Origin of the sequence: Belliella alkalica (assembly GCF_022549785.1) — a bacterium.
Lineage (GTDB): Bacteria > Bacteroidota > Bacteroidia > Cytophagales > Cyclobacteriaceae > Belliella > Belliella alkalica.
In genome coordinates this window covers 137,344-152,652 of record NZ_JAKZGO010000008.1, presented here as the reverse complement: position 1 = coordinate 152,652, position 15,309 = coordinate 137,344, and the positions used below count along the sequence as shown (strand labels likewise).

The 15,309-nt window shown below is 37.6% G+C and carries 15 protein-coding genes, 1 tRNA gene and 1 pseudogene; 15 read left to right on the top strand and 2 right to left on the bottom strand.

Going from position 1 to position 15,309, the window contains the following annotated elements; all coding sequences use genetic code 11:
* Nucleotides 1-15 precede the first annotated feature (15 nt).
* The 13 genes and pseudogenes from MM213_RS11510 to MM213_RS11450 all read left to right on the top strand — a co-directional run bounded on the left by MM213_RS11510 (nucleotide 16) and on the right by MM213_RS11450 (nucleotide 13,411).
* Nucleotides 16-1,539: a RagB/SusD family nutrient uptake outer membrane protein gene (locus MM213_RS11510; RefSeq protein ID WP_241412422.1), complete on the top strand. Its 1,524-nt coding sequence runs from the start codon at nucleotides 16-18 to the stop codon at nucleotides 1,537-1,539.
* A gap of 462 nt (nucleotides 1,540-2,001) precedes the next feature.
* The gene (locus MM213_RS11505) at nucleotides 2,002-5,466 is read left to right on the top strand and encodes a VCBS repeat-containing protein (RefSeq protein ID WP_241412420.1); all 3,465 of its coding nucleotides are present in this window, start codon (nucleotides 2,002-2,004) and stop codon (nucleotides 5,464-5,466) included.
* Between the two features lie 525 nt (nucleotides 5,467-5,991).
* A pseudogene (locus MM213_RS21060) lies at nucleotides 5,992-6,352 on the top strand (transposase); the annotation flags it as partial.
* Nucleotides 6,353-7,063: 711 nt separating this feature from the next.
* Nucleotides 7,064-8,101 carry a hypothetical protein gene (locus tag MM213_RS11495; protein WP_241412418.1) on the top strand — a complete coding sequence of 346 codons (1,038 nt, stop codon included), beginning with the start codon at nucleotides 7,064-7,066 and terminating at the stop codon, nucleotides 8,099-8,101.
* On the top strand, nucleotides 8,094-8,498 hold the full coding sequence (locus MM213_RS11490; RefSeq protein ID WP_241412416.1) for a hypothetical protein: 405 nt from the start codon (nucleotides 8,094-8,096) through the stop codon (nucleotides 8,496-8,498). Before MM213_RS11495 ends, MM213_RS11490 begins: the two co-directional genes overlap by 8 nt.
* A gap of 300 nt (nucleotides 8,499-8,798) precedes the next feature.
* Nucleotides 8,799-9,203 carry a hypothetical protein gene (locus tag MM213_RS11485; protein ID WP_241412414.1) on the top strand — a complete coding sequence of 135 codons (405 nt, stop codon included), beginning with the start codon at nucleotides 8,799-8,801 and terminating at the stop codon, nucleotides 9,201-9,203.
* 83 nt (nucleotides 9,204-9,286) lie between these two features.
* A complete protein-coding gene (locus MM213_RS11480; RefSeq protein ID WP_241412412.1) occupies nucleotides 9,287-9,511 on the top strand; it encodes a hypothetical protein in 225 nt (74 codons plus the stop codon).
* The gene (locus MM213_RS11475; protein WP_241412410.1) at nucleotides 9,504-9,911 is read left to right on the top strand and encodes a hypothetical protein; all 408 of its coding nucleotides are present in this window, start codon (nucleotides 9,504-9,506) and stop codon (nucleotides 9,909-9,911) included. Before MM213_RS11480 ends, MM213_RS11475 begins: the two co-directional genes overlap by 8 nt.
* 629 nt (nucleotides 9,912-10,540) lie before the next feature.
* The gene (locus tag MM213_RS11470; RefSeq protein ID WP_241412408.1) at nucleotides 10,541-10,795 is read left to right on the top strand and encodes a hypothetical protein; all 255 of its coding nucleotides are present in this window, start codon (nucleotides 10,541-10,543) and stop codon (nucleotides 10,793-10,795) included.
* Between the two features lie 343 nt (nucleotides 10,796-11,138).
* Nucleotides 11,139-12,041 (top strand): RHS repeat-associated core domain-containing protein, encoded by a 903-nt coding sequence (locus MM213_RS11465; RefSeq protein ID WP_241412406.1) that lies wholly within the window; start codon nucleotides 11,139-11,141, stop codon nucleotides 12,039-12,041.
* Between the two features lie 41 nt (nucleotides 12,042-12,082).
* Complete coding sequence (locus MM213_RS11460) at nucleotides 12,083-12,418, top strand: hypothetical protein (RefSeq protein ID WP_241412404.1); 336 nt, start codon at nucleotides 12,083-12,085, stop codon at nucleotides 12,416-12,418.
* Entirely contained in the window at nucleotides 12,408-12,890 is a 483-nt protein-coding gene (locus MM213_RS11455) for a hypothetical protein (protein WP_241412402.1), read from the top strand. The genes MM213_RS11460 and MM213_RS11455 overlap by 11 nt, the downstream gene beginning before the upstream one ends.
* 32 nt (nucleotides 12,891-12,922) lie before the next feature.
* A complete protein-coding gene (locus MM213_RS11450; protein ID WP_241412400.1) occupies nucleotides 12,923-13,411 on the top strand; it encodes a hypothetical protein in 489 nt (162 codons plus the stop codon).
* Between the two features lie 64 nt (nucleotides 13,412-13,475).
* Here the strand turns inward: MM213_RS11450 and MM213_RS11445 are convergent, their stop codons facing one another.
* Together MM213_RS11445 and MM213_RS11440 are read right to left on the bottom strand one after the other, a co-directional pair.
* Nucleotides 13,476-13,784 carry a GIY-YIG nuclease family protein gene (locus MM213_RS11445; protein ID WP_241412398.1) on the bottom strand — a complete coding sequence of 103 codons (309 nt, stop codon included), beginning with the start codon at nucleotides 13,782-13,784 and terminating at the stop codon, nucleotides 13,476-13,478.
* A gap of 35 nt (nucleotides 13,785-13,819) precedes the next feature.
* Nucleotides 13,820-13,891 (bottom strand) — tRNA-Arg (locus MM213_RS11440).
* A gap of 304 nt (nucleotides 13,892-14,195) precedes the next feature.
* On the opposite strand from MM213_RS11440, the gene MM213_RS11435 reads away from it, so the two are divergent.
* On the top strand, nucleotides 14,196-14,762 hold the full coding sequence (locus tag MM213_RS11435) for a 30S ribosomal protein S16 (protein WP_241412396.1): 567 nt from the start codon (nucleotides 14,196-14,198) through the stop codon (nucleotides 14,760-14,762).
* A 15-nt stretch (nucleotides 14,763-14,777) separates the two neighbouring features.
* The gene (rimM, locus tag MM213_RS11430; protein WP_241273861.1) at nucleotides 14,778-15,308 is read left to right on the top strand and encodes a ribosome maturation factor RimM; all 531 of its coding nucleotides are present in this window, start codon (nucleotides 14,778-14,780) and stop codon (nucleotides 15,306-15,308) included.
* Nucleotide 15,309 lies beyond the last annotated feature (1 nt).

Here is a 15,309-nt window from a genome sequence, read left to right as displayed (position 1 = left end):
TAAAAGAATAAAAAAATGAAAATCAGATTATTAATTACAGCGTGCTTGCTAATGGTGGGGATCGTATCATGTGACGATGAAAAGCTCAGTCCGATCAACCCTAATCAGCTATCGGTAGAAACATTTTTTGTTTCTGGACCGCAATTGGTAGCAGGAGTAAATTCTGCATACTCTGCTTTACAAGGACTTGATCTTTACATCAGAGAATATTTCTTTCTTCATGACATGCTTTCAGATGAAGTGGCCTCTGGTGGGGGACAATTAGAAGCTCACAGAAACCAGCTTTTGCAAGGTGCCATTGATCCATCCAATCCTTTGATTATTTCAAACTGGAGAGGATGGTATAGAGTGATTCATAGAGCAAACATTGTCATTGACAATGCAGAAAATGTTACTGAAGAAATCACGGAAGCCTTGAGAGAGAGGGTTTTGGGTGAAGCATATTTTCTAAGAGGGTGGGCTTATTATGAATTAGGCTCTCTTTGGGGTGGTGTACCGTTGATGACCACAATGGCAACATCAATAGAAAGTGCGACTCCAAGATCTACTGAAGAGGAAACTATGCAACAAGCAATCAGTGATCTCACAATGGCAATCAGTAAGCTTCCAAACAAAAGTACCTATGGTAGTGCTGACCTCGGTAGGGCTACAAATGCTGCTGCAAGGGCAATGTTGGCAAAAGTTCATCTCTTTAGAGGGGAATTTGAAAATGCTAAACCATTGCTGGAAGCTATTATCAATTCTGGTGAATATGAGCTCATCCCAAGATACCTTTCCAATTTTGAAGAAGAAAATGAGCACAATCAAGAATCAATATTTGAGGTTAACATGACTAGGGATTTTGGCGATGCTAATGTATGGGATGGAGATGGTTCTGGAATATCTTTTTCCACATTCAGAGGTCAAGAGTATAGTCCTACAGCATGGAGAAACCTTGTTCCAGGTCCAGGTCTAATAAACGCTTTTGAAATGATTGCTAATGGAGCTGAAAAAGATGATCCAAGATTCTCTTACAACTTCTATCGAGTGGGTGACACTTACAATAATGGCAATAATACCCTCACCCCAGATGCAGTCCAAGGAGATATTAATAGACCTAGCTGGAGGAAATACACGATGATTTACAAGCAAAGTGCCGAGAACATGGCTTCTGGAATCAACTTTAGGGTAATCAGATATGCAGATGTCCTATTGATGATGGCTGAAGTAGAAAATGAACTGGGCAACACCTCCGCGGCTTTGCCTTATCTCAACGCAACCAGAGAAAGAGCGGATGTAAACATGCCTCTATACCCAACTTCTCAATATCCTGTTGGTACACAAACTCAGATGAGAATTGCTATTCAGCATGAAAGACAAGTGGAGCTTCCTGGCGAGCAAATCAGAAACAGAGATATAAGAAGATGGAGAAGATTAAACTTGCTCCAAAATGAGCCTGTTGCCAACTTCCGTTCTCATCACGATTTACTTCCTTTACCATTTGCAGAAATCGATAACAACGCAGCTTTGACCAATGCTGATCAAAATCCTGGTTATTGATTTCAAGCATAAAATTTAGATTATCAAAAATAAGAAACACTTTGCTGAATGATATTGATTTATTGTAAGCCAAACCTACCAAATTTTATTAGGTCTAGTAAGCAATCGATTGTCAATGAATATCTATAGGTATAAGGATTTCAAAAATGTCAATAAAATCATAAAAGCCCGGAGTTTTTCTTCGGGTTTTTATGATTAATACTGGTTCATGACGTAAATTACTGTTTCATAGAGCATTTTGGTATTCACACTTACTTTGTATTTACTTAACTTAAAGCAATCTGATTGCCCCATAATCTTCTACAAGCCCCAACATACCCGCTAGACTAAGTGAAAAATCTGACTTCCACAACAAAAGCAAAATTTACCAAATCAATATTCTCCAACATTTCTTCAATAATGGTCTTTTTGATGCTGCTTAGCTATTTTTTTGCTTGCAACACAAAAACTCAAAAGGATACTATGTTTAAGCTTCTGCCTTCCTCCAAGACTGGCGTAGACTTTAACAATTTCATCGAAATCAATGATGAATTTAACATCTTGGACTTCGATTACATTTACAATGGCGGCGGAATTGCAGTAGGAGATTTTAACAACGATGGTCTTCCTGATCTTTTTTTCACAGGAAATAAAACATCAAGCAGACTCTACATTAATCAAGGAAATCTCAAGTTCAAGGATGTCAGTGAAGCTTCAAATACCATAACCAATTTTTGGGCTGAAGGTGTGACACTTGTGGATATCAATCATGATGGATTGCTGGATATCTATATCTGCGTATCCAATAGGGATGAGAGCAATCCCAATCCAAATCTCCTTTTTGTCAATCAAGGAATAAATGAAGAAGGAGTACCTGTTTTCAAAGAAATGGCTTCCGATTACGGGATTGACGATCGTGGCTACAATACCCAAGCGGCATTTTTCGATTATGATCTAGATGGGTATTTAGACCTATATATTCTTTCTAATGCTATGGAGTCTTTTCAGAGAAATACTTCACGTCCAAGGGAAAAAACAGGAAGAGGGAAAAGCAATGACAAACTTTATAGGAATAATGGAGACGGAACTTTCAGTAATGTAACCCAAGAATCAGGTATTCTTATCGAAGGATATGGGCTTGGCCTTGCCATCAGTGATATCAATAATGATGGCTATCCCGATATCTATGTTGCCAATGATTTCATCACCAATGACATCTTATATATTAATAATGGAGATGGAACATTTTCCAATCAAATAGACAGTATGTTAAAGCATCAGAGCTTTAATGCAATGGGGGTTGACATCGCTGATTTCAACAATGACGGGCTAATGGATATTGTGGTATTGGATATGCTTCCCCCAGATAATTATCGGCAAAAAACCATGTTTGCACCTACGGCAAACTATGACCTTTTTGTCAATAATCTGGGAAAAGGTTATGAACCTCAATATGTTAGAAACACTTTACAATTGAATCAAGGGAATGGGCTATTTAGTGAAATTGGTTATTTGGCAGGTATAGCGCAGACTGATTGGAGCTGGAGTCCTCTATTTGCAGACTTTGACAATGATGGCAACAAAGATCTATTCGTCAGCAATGGTTATGGCAAAGATGTGACAGACTTGGATCATATCAATTTTAAGCAAAACTTAAGCACTTTTACCACTCAAGAAGAAAGAAGAGCTTACCTCCTTGAGGGAATGGCCAGCTTGAAAGATGTAAGCTTGACAAACTATATCTATAAAAATAATGGAGACCTCACATTTGCAGATAAAAGTTCAGATTGGGGGATGACTCATGCCTCTATATCCAATGGTGCTGTATATACTGACCTTGATAATGATGGTGACTTAGATATAGTCATAAACAACCTTAATGAAGAGGCTCATATTTACCAAAACCTTTTGATAGACAAAGATCCAGAAACTGCTAAATTTTTGAGATTGCATCTGAAAGGACCAAAACTCAATTCCATGGGCTTGGGTGCAAAACTTCTGCTTGAATACCGACTCAATGGAAAATCAGACAAGCAGTTTTACGAGCACTATCCTACACGTGGGTACAAATCCTTTGTAGAGCCAGTCGCGCACTTTGGTATCCCCAAAGATGCAGAAATCATCAAACTAACAGTTACTTGGCCAGATGGGAAAAAGCAAATACTCAATAACCTCAGTGTAAACCAAACAATACAACTTAAATACATACATGCTGTGCATTTAGATACTCAATTAGAGGAGAAAACCATTTTTAGCTATGAAGAGATCTCAGCACAGGTTGGTATTTTACACATTCATCAGCACCAGAATTATAATGACTTTAACAGACAAAGGCTATTGCCACATAAGCACTCTGAAAATGGACCTGGGATGGCAGTTGGAGATGTCAATGGAGATGGCTTGGACGACTTGTTTGTAGGAGGTTCTGCAGGTTATCCAAGATATCTATTCATTCAAAATCAGAAAGGTAATTTCATCAAAAAAGAAATATTGACTGAAGATTACGCAGATGACATGGGCTGTCTTTTGATAGATATTGACCATGATGGGGATTTGGATCTCTATATTGTCAGTGGAGGTAGTAGATATGCTGATGAAGATCCAAACTACACAGATCGGCTTTATATCAACGATGGTAAGGGGAATTTCAAGAGGTTTGAGGGTGAAATCCCCAATACCAACTTTAGCGGTTCATCTGTTGTTGCTGCAGACGTAGATGGGAATGGAGACTTTGAGATTTTTGTCGGTGGCAGGGTTAAGCCAGGGAGGTATCCACTTTCCCCACCGTCAGTAATGCTCAGATATAAAGAGGGACAATTTATAGATATAACTGAAGAAACTATTCCTGAAATAGCGAATGCCGGTATGGTCACCTCAGCGCTATGGACAGACTTTGATGATGATGGCTTACTTGATTTGATCATAGTGGGGGAATGGATGTCAGTGACTTTTTTTCAACAGGTGAAAAAAGATGGGAAAGTAAGCTTTGAAAATGTCAGTGACACCTTTATTGTTGAGAAATCCCAAGGCTGGTGGAACAGCATACATGCAATGGGGAAAGATGAAAATGGAAATCCTCAATACATTCTTGGCAATGCAGGGAAGAATACACGCTGGGATGTAAGTACTTTTAAACCTTTAATATTGATCGCAGATGACTTTGACAAAAATCAAAGTATAGATCCTATTCTGTTTTCTTACTTGGTAGATGGGCATTATCCGGTAGAAGGGAGGGATAAACTAATCAGTCAAGTGCCTTCTTGGAGAAACAGATTTCTGAAGTATTCAGAATTTGCTAAATACAAGTTGGAAGATTTTTTCACTGAAGAACAGAGAGAGAATGCCTTCGAATTGAAAGCATATCAGCTAGAAAGTGCCATGCTGAAAAAAGATAAAGCTGGAAAATTCACACTACATCCACTACCTCTTGATTCACAACTTGCACCTACTTTTGGTCTTCACTATGATTACAGAGAAGATTTGATCTTCACAATTGGGAATTTCTATGGGAATGAATCTGTCACAGGAAGATACGATGCTGCGATAGGCAATGTGATCAGTAGAGATGAACGTGGGAATTATACAAAAAGTAAAAAACATAGCGGTTTTCTAATAGACAAGGAAGGTAGATCGATGGTAAGCTTAACACGGAAAAATGGAGAATCAATGATCATTGCTAGTCAGCATCAGGGCTCTATCAAAGCTTTCAAAAAGTATACAGCATCTAGAGATACGAAACATATACATTTAGAGAATGATGATTACAAAGTAAGATTCATGCTGGATAATGAGGACAATATTGAATTGGAATTCACCTATGGAAATGGTTACCTTTCCCAGTCAAGTAGAATCATCCCAATACCCAAAAACTGTAGCACGGTCATTGTCAAAAAATTCAATGGGAAATCAAGGGAAATTCAAACCTCCACCATACCTTATCGGAACTAGAAAATTAAGGTTTAATTGATCTATGTTTATATATATAATTATATACGAGGTTGTGTGTAAGTTTTCATTTGGGCTAAAATTTATGAATTATAGAGCAGCTTCAATTTTCTCTTTAATGATTCTTGCAAATGCTTTAACTATTTGTAAGTATTTCATGGGTGATTTTAGCATGTTTAATAATTATTGGCTGGGTTTATTGGCTCTAATTTGGCTTGTTTTGAATTTGATTTATTTCGGAAATAATGAAAATCATTATAAGATTATGAGTCATTATAAGATTAAGTCGATGAAAGTAAAAACTTTTTACTTTGTTCTAACTGGGCTATATATTGGTTTAACTGTTTATATGTTTTTGAATTTATTTGTTATGGTTGAGTAATATTTTTCAGTCTTTAGGGATTATCTTCAAATGTAGAAATTCCCACAGGAGTCTTTCTTATGAGTCTTTTTGAAAATAAAAAGAAAGGCTACCTAATTTTTAGGCTAGCCTTTTTCTTGTTATACTCAAAATTGTTATTTTGAGGTGTGGAAAAACAAGACCTAAATATAGTTTTTAAAGACTATGATCACAGTTGACACCCCTTCCCACAATTTGGTTGACCTTTTTCCATCAAAGCATCTTTCACGTGTAATTAGCACGGTGGTAGACAAAGTAAACATTCAGCCCATCCTTTCTAAATATAGCGGAATGTGCACTAGAAGTTACCATTTCCGGATGCTTTTGAAGATACTGATATACGGTTATCTGGAAAACTGCTATTATTCCCACAAACTTGAAAAGGCCGTAAAGGAGAATATCGGATTCATGTGGCCTTCGGGCATGCAGCGCTCAAACCACAATAGAATCAATCGCTACAGTGGAGAAAAACTCCGTAAAGTCACGAGAATCAAAGCCTCGATCTTCAATAGAACTCCAGGAACAGGAAATTCTTATTCCATTAGGCTGACGGGGGCTGGCAATGAAAAATATGGCTTGGCTAAATCTCTTGCCGTTAAGCCTGGGGACAAAATAGATGCAGAGGTGTATGTAAAATACCTTGATCCGAACACCTCTGGAACGCCATGTTCTGTATTTGCCCAACTGATCAATGACTTGGCAAACAATACTGCAGGTGTAGTAATTGATGGGGCAACGGCAGGAACCAACCCGATGCCATTTGCCGGTCTGATGGGCTATGGAGGCGACAATTCCACAGGGCCTAAGGCATACTTGAATATTCTTGTTTTTGATCAGAACTACCAACTGTTGAGTTCCTCATTCAGGCCAGTAACCTCAGCAGCAAGGGAGATAGGCTCCTGCCGCACACCCTGGCCCAAAGACTCTCGTCTTTGTCCTCACATCAACTCCTAAAAACTAATCAAATCACGATAGAAAAACCGGGATATGTGTATATTTATACGCCGCGGCGCACAAGTTATCTCCAACGAGAATGCTACTCCCGTTGAAGTGTTTCCCGAAACAAGCCTGCTCGTTGGTAGGCAAGTTCGGGACAGGCTTTTGATGATTTCAAGGTAACCCATACCAATACCCCGATAGTTCAGAAGGACCTTCCGCACAATCTGGCTCAAAGACTCCCGTCTTTGCCCTCCATTTGGGATGACGTTTAATTCCTATTCGGCACCGAGTGGGGTTGGGCAGAAGTTTAAGTTTAATGAAGGAAGTGAGTGGATAAATGACCTTAACTTGAATCTTTACTGGACGCCAAACAGATTTTACGACCCAGTTTTGGGAAGATTTCAAGGTTTGGATAAACTATCAGATATGTTTAGCTCTATTAGTCCTTTGGTGTATGGTTTCAACAATCCAATGAAATTTAATGATCCTACAGGACTTGTTCCAAGCAATGATTGTAATTGTGGAGGATGTTGTGAAGAAGAAAGAAGGGTCGCTTATGAAATGGAGTTAAATGAAGTTGTTGTGTCACCTTGTTCGGATTATAATTATTTAAATGAACAGCTATTGAGGAGTGCAAATCCAATTAGAAGGAACTTAGGTATGACTGTTTTAAAGCAAGGATACAATGCTGGATACAATCTTTCCAATCGAGGGAGGAAACTCCATTTCAGCGAGGGCGAATACATTACTGCAAAAAATTCAGACTACATGGATGGAATAAAAGCGATGGTGGCATATGGGGTGACAGGTTCCATGATAGCTGTAGCTGCAAGTCCTATTTTGATAGAAACTTTGGCACAATCTGGAATTACAGGTTCTATGGTCAAAGATTTATTTGTTTTACCGAAAATGTCTGGTCAGGCAAGATTGATGAGTGGTGGATTAGAAACTTTAAGCCAACTAGGAACAGGTACAAAATTCCGAGATTTGGATTATTTTGACATTGCAACCCAGAGTGTTTTTGGATTTAATACATTCGGAAGTATCCTAACAGGTTCGGTTTTGGATTATAGACCATTTGCACAAAGAGGAAGAGGTGGTAGTTTTGCTGGGCTTCAATTGAATTTAGGAAGTAAGGGGGTGACGAATTTAGGTGCAGGAGGCGTTGCAGGTATCTCAACTGATTTTATTTCAAACAATGTGAAATCTCCAGGAGCATCTTTTGTGTTGTTTTTAGGTGCGGATATGATTATGAAGTTTAATGCTAATCAAATAAATAAACCTTCTGGCAATGATTGAACTAGAAAATAAAAATAGTTTGAATGATCCTAATATGAAATTCTTATTAGGATTATTCTTGCTTTTCATGATAATTGTCTTGGGATTTAATGTTTATAAATCACATATTTTCAATACTTCTGAAAAAAGATATACAATCATTAAATTTTATGATAAATATTCTGATAGTAAAGGCAATGGGATGAAGATTTTTTATCAAACAGTAAAAAAAGATCAATACCATAATTGCTTTTCTACCAAATGTAAGAATTTAAATGTTGGCGAAAATAGACTGGGCTTCTATTATTTAAAAGACCCTTCTCTTTATGAAATTTTATTTGATATAAAAGTTCCTGATTCAGTATTGGTTCCTGAGGAGGGGTGGAAAGAGATACCTGAGTTTTTGAAACCGAAGTGAAAGTGTCTGAAATATTAGAACTTACTAACTACTAGTACAAAATTCTGTGATTTGCATTAATTTTAGATCGTAACCCAAAATTTAAATGGATTATACACCGTTTTCTCAGCGGAATAGCAATTTAGGTTTTGCAATAAATAAAGGTAATCGAGGTCATAGATTTAGGAACGGGGACAGTCGCCGGGCTTGCAACTGACTTTATCTCTAATACTGTAAAGTCTCCCGGAGCATCTTTTGTATTGTTTTTGAGTACAGATATGGTTATGAAATTTAATGCCAATCAAATAAATAAGAGTAGTAATGATTAAACCTAATAACTACAATGACTGGACAGATCCTCATACCAAAGTGGCTCTTGGTTTGTTTTTCTTATTCTTGTTTATAGCCTTTGGGTATGGTGCGTATAAATCTCACATCGCAACCACATCAGATATTAGATATACTATTATTAATTTTTATGAAAAGTATTCTGATAGTAAGAGGATTGGAATGCAGGTTTTTTATAAAGTTGAGGGTAGATATATATACGATAATTGCTTTTCAAATGATTGTAAAAAAATAATTGTAGGAGAAAAACGCTTGGGATTTTATTTCATAAAAGACCCTTCCATTTATGATGTTATATTTGAAATATCTGTTCCTGATTCAGTATTAGTTCCTGAGGAGGGGTGGAAAGAAATACCTGAATTTTTGAAACCAAAGTGAAAGTGACTGAAATATTAGAACTTACGGTGGTAGTACAAAATTCTGTGATTTGCATTAATTTTAGATCATAACCCAAAATGTATATGGATTATACACCTTTTTCTCAGCGAAATAGCAATTTGGGTTTTGCAATAAATAAAGGTAATCGAGGTTTGACAAATTTAGGAACGGGAACGGCCGCAGGGCTTGCAACTGATTTTATAACTAATACTATAAAGTCTCCCGGAGCATCTTTTGTATTGTTTTTGAGTACAGATATGATAATGAAATTTAATACCAATCAAATAAATAAGAGTAATAATGATTGAGCAAAACTATGATCAGGGTTTGAAAGATCCACACACCAAATGGGCAATAAGGTTTTTTTTCCTGTTCTTGTTTATAGGGTTTGGCTATGTCTGTTACAAAGCTTATATAGAATATACTTCCGAAGTAAGATACACGGTTCTTCAGTTTTATGAAAGATACTCTGATAGCAAAAGAGATGGGATGAAGATTTCTTATTTGGCGGATGGAGAGCTGCGTTATGCCAATTGTTTTACCATGGAATGTAAGAAAATAAAAAAGGGTGAAAAAAGATTAGGCTACTATTTTATTGATGATCCTACTTTTTACGGAATTTTATATAATATCACTGTTCCTGATTCAGTATTAGTTCCTGAGGAGGGGTGGAAAGAAATACCTGAATTTTTGAAACCGAAGAAGTGATTATAATTTTGGAAGTAACATCTAGATTCAATATTTTAATGGGTGTGCGGGTAGTTTGAAAACTACTCGCACACATCTAAAGATTTTGTGATTCTGGAAATAGCCGATCATCTGATAAAACTTATTAATCACAACTGAACTAAAAATCTATATTTTTTACACCAAAGGCAACCAGCTCAGCAAGGTGACCGATGCCTCCGGTAAAGATTCGGGCTTTAAGGATGGGGCAAATGTTTCCGATGAGTATCTCTATGATAACAATGAGGACCGAGCCTGCCTGCCGTTTCAGATAGGCGTTAAGAAAACTTTTATAAAGTTTTTAGCGAAGAGCCAGGTTGCTGGTTGGAATAGCCAAATGAAATGACTCAAGAGTATTTCAAAACTTCGAATACCAGTACTATATTTCCAATCTATCTCTGGTTTTATTTCCTCAAACTGTTTTTCATTCTTGCTGGCGGGATGACGGAGATCCGGGCCAGCGGTGGCCTATAGCGTGGATAGGATATCTCCGTCTTGACTTTTTTGTTACTTTTTGTGTCAAGACAAAAAGTAAGAGGAATTGATCAAGATAATCTTCACCATTTCACTAACTATCCAAAGACGCTCTATTAAGTTTTTTTTAGTCGGAAATGATCATTTATGTAAAATCCAATAATCATCAAAAGAACGAAATCTATGTAAAATACCTTGATCCGAACACCTCTGGAACACCGGGAACACCTTTTGCACAGTTAATCAGTAACTTGGCAAACAATGTATCCTCCGTGGTGATAGATGGTGCTACAGCAGGTATCCAACCTATGCCATTTGCAGGTCTGATAGGCTACGGTGGTGACAATTCCACAGGGTCTAAGGCATACTTGAATATTCTTGTTTTTGATTAGAACTACCAACTGTTGAGTTCATCATTCAGGCCAGTGACCTCGGCAGCAAGGGAGATAGGCTCCTGCCGCACACCCTGGCCCAAAGACTCTCGTCTTTGTCCTCACATCAACTCCTAAAAACTAATCAAATCACGATAGAAAAACCGGGATATGTGTATATTTATACACCGCGGCGCACAAGCTATCTCCAACGAGAATGCTACTCCCGTTGAAGTGTTTCCCGAAACAAGTTCGGGACAGGCTTTTGATGATTTCAAGGTAACCCATACCAATACCCCGATTGTCCAAAAGGACCTTCCGCACAATCTGGCTCAAAGACTCCCGTCTTTGCCCTCCATTTGGGATGACGTTTAACTCGTACTCGGCACCTAGTGGGGTTGGGCAGAAGTTTAAGTTTAATGGCAAGGAGAGGGTAGAACTGACAGGCTGGGATGATTTTGGGGCGAGGATGTATATGAGTGATCTTGGGAGATGGGGTGTTGTGGATCCGATGGCAGAGAAGGGAGTTCAATTTTCACTTTACAGCTTTGGTTTCAATAACCCGATCCGATTTATTGACCCTGATGGGAAATGGCCTAGTGATGGAGTCAAGGGACCATTCTCAAGCAACAATGTTTATAGAAATAGTCAAGGTAAAGTCGTAGCTAGGAGAATTACAACAGCTCGAAGGAAAAGCGCAAATGCAAGCATGGGAGTTGTTACAACTTTTGCTCCTGCTGGTTTTGCGTTGGGATTATTATATGAAGGAGCTAAGGCAAACTTAGGTAGTGGTGATGCAACTGCGATTGGGTCGAATTTATTTAGTGGTGCTTTGTCAGGAGCTGAATCTGTGGCACAAATGGGGTCTGTTGACCCAATGGTTGGTCAAAATCAACAAATGCTGGCAGATGGTGCAAAAAAAATAAATACATTTAATAAAGTTTTTGGTGTCTTCTTTGCAACTAAAGAGTTAACCTCTTCAGCAACAGCACAAGAACAGTTAGAATCACTTACATTCCATTTTATAGAACTAAGTGGCCATGCCAATTCTAATTATTCAAATGAAGGATTACTTGAGTTTAATAATGGTAATCTTAGTGTCGGAACAGTTACCAACAATTTGAATAATATATATAATGTTCTTAATGATTCACTTAGTAGTTTTGATTTATCTACAGACAAAGGGGTAGAAGCTGCTCAGAGCTATTTGAATGATAATTTAAAGGATATTATACAGAAAATAAAAAATAGAAGAAATAACGATTAATAGTTAAAAAATGTATGAGGTTTTTGTTGTCTATAATTTTGATGTTCGCTTTAAGTATGAGTTTGGATTCTCCAATTGTTGGCAAATGGCAAGGTGTTGATAAATATCTGATTTATAAGGGGGATACTGTAGATTTTACATTTGATGGTAAAGGTTATTCGAATAATTCCATTTTGGTGTTTTCTGGAAATAATAGAGGGGTTGAGTTTCCAGGTGAAACAGAATTTAAATATCATTTGGAAGACGATAAATTGATTATTGGAAACAGAGTTTTTACTGTGCATGAAATCACGGAAAGAGAATTGATTTTAGTTGATGTTCTTCTAGAAGATCTAGCTTATTGGATTAGGTTTAAAAAGGTGTACAATGAAAATTGAAGAGATAAATTTAATTGAATTTTATATTAAAAAACTTTTTCCTTATATAATGATGCCTGTAACCATCATTTTTTATGCTTTCCCATTTAAGGGATTACACAATTCAGATAACTTGATACAAAGGTTTGGGTTACCAGGGTACACATATACTATTTTCATATTGCTGTTTTTTGTTTCCTTTATTGTAATGATTGGGAGTTTCTTCAGTGAACCCAAAATCAAAAAAAAGGAGCTTAAATTAACTGAAGAAAGTTTATATCATAAAGGAGGGAAGGTTTTAAGATTTAATGATTTTGAAACATATAAATTGGTAGGGAAACATGAAATTACCATCGATAATAAAACAGTTTGGAAGTTTACATCAAAATTCGGTAAAGAAAGACTAGTGCTTTATCTTTTGATGAGTTTTGAAGAGAAAAAGGAGTTTGAAACTCATTTGGAAAAATATGCTGTGAAAAACAAAACCCAATAGAGGCTTTTTTTTCATTACGGAGTGTTTTAGGCTTGAGCCAGCTTGCAGGACATGGGATCAATGCACCGATCTTCAATAGAACTCCTGCAACAGGAAGTTCTTATTCCATCAGGCTCACTGGGGCTGGCAATGAAAAGTATGGCCTTGCCAAGTCGCTTGAAGTGAAACCTAGGGACAAAATAGATGCAGTGGTGTATGTAAAATACCTTGATCCGAACACCTCTGGAACGCCTGGTTCTGCATTTGCCCAGCTGATCAATAATTTGGCAAACAACGTATCCTCTGTAGTGATAGATGGTGCTACAGCAGGTACCCAACCTATGCCATTTGCAGGTCTGATAGGCTATGGTGGTGACAATTCCACAGGGCCTAAGGCATACTTGAATATTCTTGTTTTTGATCAGAACTACCAACTGTTGAGTTCCTCATTCAGGCCAGTAACCTCAGCAGCAAGGGAGATAGGCTCCTGCCGCACACCCTGGCCCAAAGACTCTCGTCTTTGTCCTCACATCAACTCCTAAAAACTAATCAAATCACGATAGAAAAACCGGGATATGTGTATATTTATACGCCGCGGCGCACAAGCTATCTCCAACGAGAACCCGACTCCAGTCCGACTGGCGTCATCAGGGCGGGCATTGAACTACGCAGCAAGTATTTTTTTTGGAATTCCCTGCCTCTTGAAGATTTGAAGTATTTTTCTCTTTTAATTGCTTCTTCTAGAGTTTTGAATTCTTCAAAATATACAATATCCAAAGGGATGTAAGGTTTTAATGATTTAGTCATTCCTGCGTTGTGTTGAATGAGCCTTTTTTGAAGGTTTTTACAATGACCTTTATAAAGATAATTATGGTCCCTACTTTTCAATACATACGCGTAAAAAGCATTATTCATATCCGTCAAAAAAATTTATTTTTAAATCATATTTGTAGCCGCGCTAGGAATCGAACCTAGATCTAGCGTTTAGGAAACGCTTGTTCTATCCATTGAACTACGCAGCCATTTTTTTAAAATAAGAGTAAAGAACTCCAAATATGAATCAAGAATTCGCTAGGACCTTAGTTGTGATCCCGCATTAAACACAAGCTGTACATCATTGAAATTTCGCACTTTTTGCGAGATAGCATTCACTTGAGCCTTCCTTCTCCATTCTCAATTCCCAAAGAAACGCCAATTTAATCCAAAATACACCAAAGAAGCAAATATATTTCTGACTACTTGTGACTTTCAAATTAAAAATCTTATCTTTGCAGTCCAAAAATTACGATGGACGAGATCCATCAATTCACTAAATATCAATAAAATATGGCAGTAAAAATCAGATTAGCGCGTAGAGGTAGAAAAAGAATGGCCATCTATGACGTAGTAGTAGCTGATGCTAGAGCTCCACGTGATGGACGCTTTATCGAGAAATTGGGAACCTACAACCCAAACACTGACCCTGCATCTATCAACATCAACAATGAGCGTGCTCTACAGTGGTTGTTGAATGGAGCTCAGCCAACAGATACTGTAAAGGCTATGCTTTCTTATAGAGGTGTATTGTTACAGAAACACCTTCAAATCGGTGTATTGAAAGGTGCTATTTCACAAGAAGATGCTGATAGCAAATTCGAAGCTTGGAAAACATCTAAAGAAGAGTCTATCACTGGAAAAGTGGATAAATTGACGCAAGCGAAAGCTGATGCTCGTCAGAAGGCTCTAGATGCTGAAGTTGCGAAAAACCAAGCTAGACTTGACGCAATCAAAGCAAGAGAAGATGAAGCGAAAGCTGCTGCTGCCGCTGAGGCTGCTGCTGCTGAAGCACCTGCTGCTGAAGAAGCAACAGAATCTCCTGAAGCTTCTGCTGAAGGTGAAGAAACTCAAGCTTAATATCCTATTTATACCATGAACAAAGACAATTGCTTTCAATTGGGCTATATTTCTAAGGTTCATGGGCTTCATGGAGAAGTGACTGTAGTGCTGGACGTGGATTATCCAGAGGAATATGAAGACCTAAAGCATGTCTTTATTGACCAAAAATCCAGACTTGTTCCTTTCTTTCTTGAATACTTCGATTTGCAGCCTAATAATAAAATGCTCGCAAAGTTTGAAGATCATGATACCATGGACGAGGCAGAGAAATTGGTAGGTTCTGAATTGTACCTCCCACTCACGGCTTTGGCAGAATTGGAAGAGGATCAGTATTATTTCCATGAACTTATAGGATTCGAAGTCATAGATGAAAAACTCGGTTTGATCGGGGAAATAAAAGTCATCTACGATCTTCAAACCCAAGATTTGATAGGGTTAGACTACAAAGGAAAAGAAGTCCTGATACCTATTCAGGATGGTATTATCCAAAAAGTCGATAAGACAGAAAAGAAAGTTTTCTGCTTGTTACCCGAAGGATTACTTGAAATATACTTAGAAGACTAAG

Bases quoted from the DNA above. Each gene is read 5' to 3' on its own strand.
- MM213_RS11505 (WP_241412420.1), top strand. From the start codon at position 2,002: ATGTTTAAGCTTCTGCCTTCCTCCAAGACTGGCGTAGACTTTAACAAT.
- MM213_RS11465 (WP_241412406.1), top strand. From the start codon at position 11,139: ATGACGTTTAACTCGTACTCGGCACCTAGTGGGGTTGGGCAGAAGTTT.
- MM213_RS11460 (WP_241412404.1), top strand. From the start codon at position 12,083: ATGTTCGCTTTAAGTATGAGTTTGGATTCTCCAATTGTTGGCAAATGG.
- MM213_RS11445 (WP_241412398.1), bottom strand. From the start codon at position 13,784: ATGAATAATGCTTTTTACGCGTATGTATTGAAAAGTAGGGACCATAAT.
- MM213_RS11435 (WP_241412396.1), top strand. From the start codon at position 14,196: ATGGCAGTAAAAATCAGATTAGCGCGTAGAGGTAGAAAAAGAATGGCC.
- rimM (WP_241273861.1), top strand. From the start codon at position 14,778: ATGAACAAAGACAATTGCTTTCAATTGGGCTATATTTCTAAGGTTCAT.
- MM213_RS11470 (WP_241412408.1), top strand. From the start codon at position 10,541: ATGATCATTTATGTAAAATCCAATAATCATCAAAAGAACGAAATCTAT.
- MM213_RS11490 (WP_241412416.1), top strand. From the start codon at position 8,094: ATGATTGAACTAGAAAATAAAAATAGTTTGAATGATCCTAATATGAAA.
- MM213_RS11455 (WP_241412402.1), top strand. From the start codon at position 12,408: ATGAAAATTGAAGAGATAAATTTAATTGAATTTTATATTAAAAAACTT.
- MM213_RS11510 (WP_241412422.1), top strand. From the start codon at position 16: ATGAAAATCAGATTATTAATTACAGCGTGCTTGCTAATGGTGGGGATC.
- MM213_RS11480 (WP_241412412.1), top strand. From the start codon at position 9,287: ATGGATTATACACCTTTTTCTCAGCGAAATAGCAATTTGGGTTTTGCA.
- MM213_RS11475 (WP_241412410.1), top strand. From the start codon at position 9,504: ATGATTGAGCAAAACTATGATCAGGGTTTGAAAGATCCACACACCAAA.
- MM213_RS11485 (WP_241412414.1), top strand. From the start codon at position 8,799: ATGATTAAACCTAATAACTACAATGACTGGACAGATCCTCATACCAAA.
- MM213_RS11495 (WP_241412418.1), top strand. From the start codon at position 7,064: ATGACGTTTAATTCCTATTCGGCACCGAGTGGGGTTGGGCAGAAGTTT.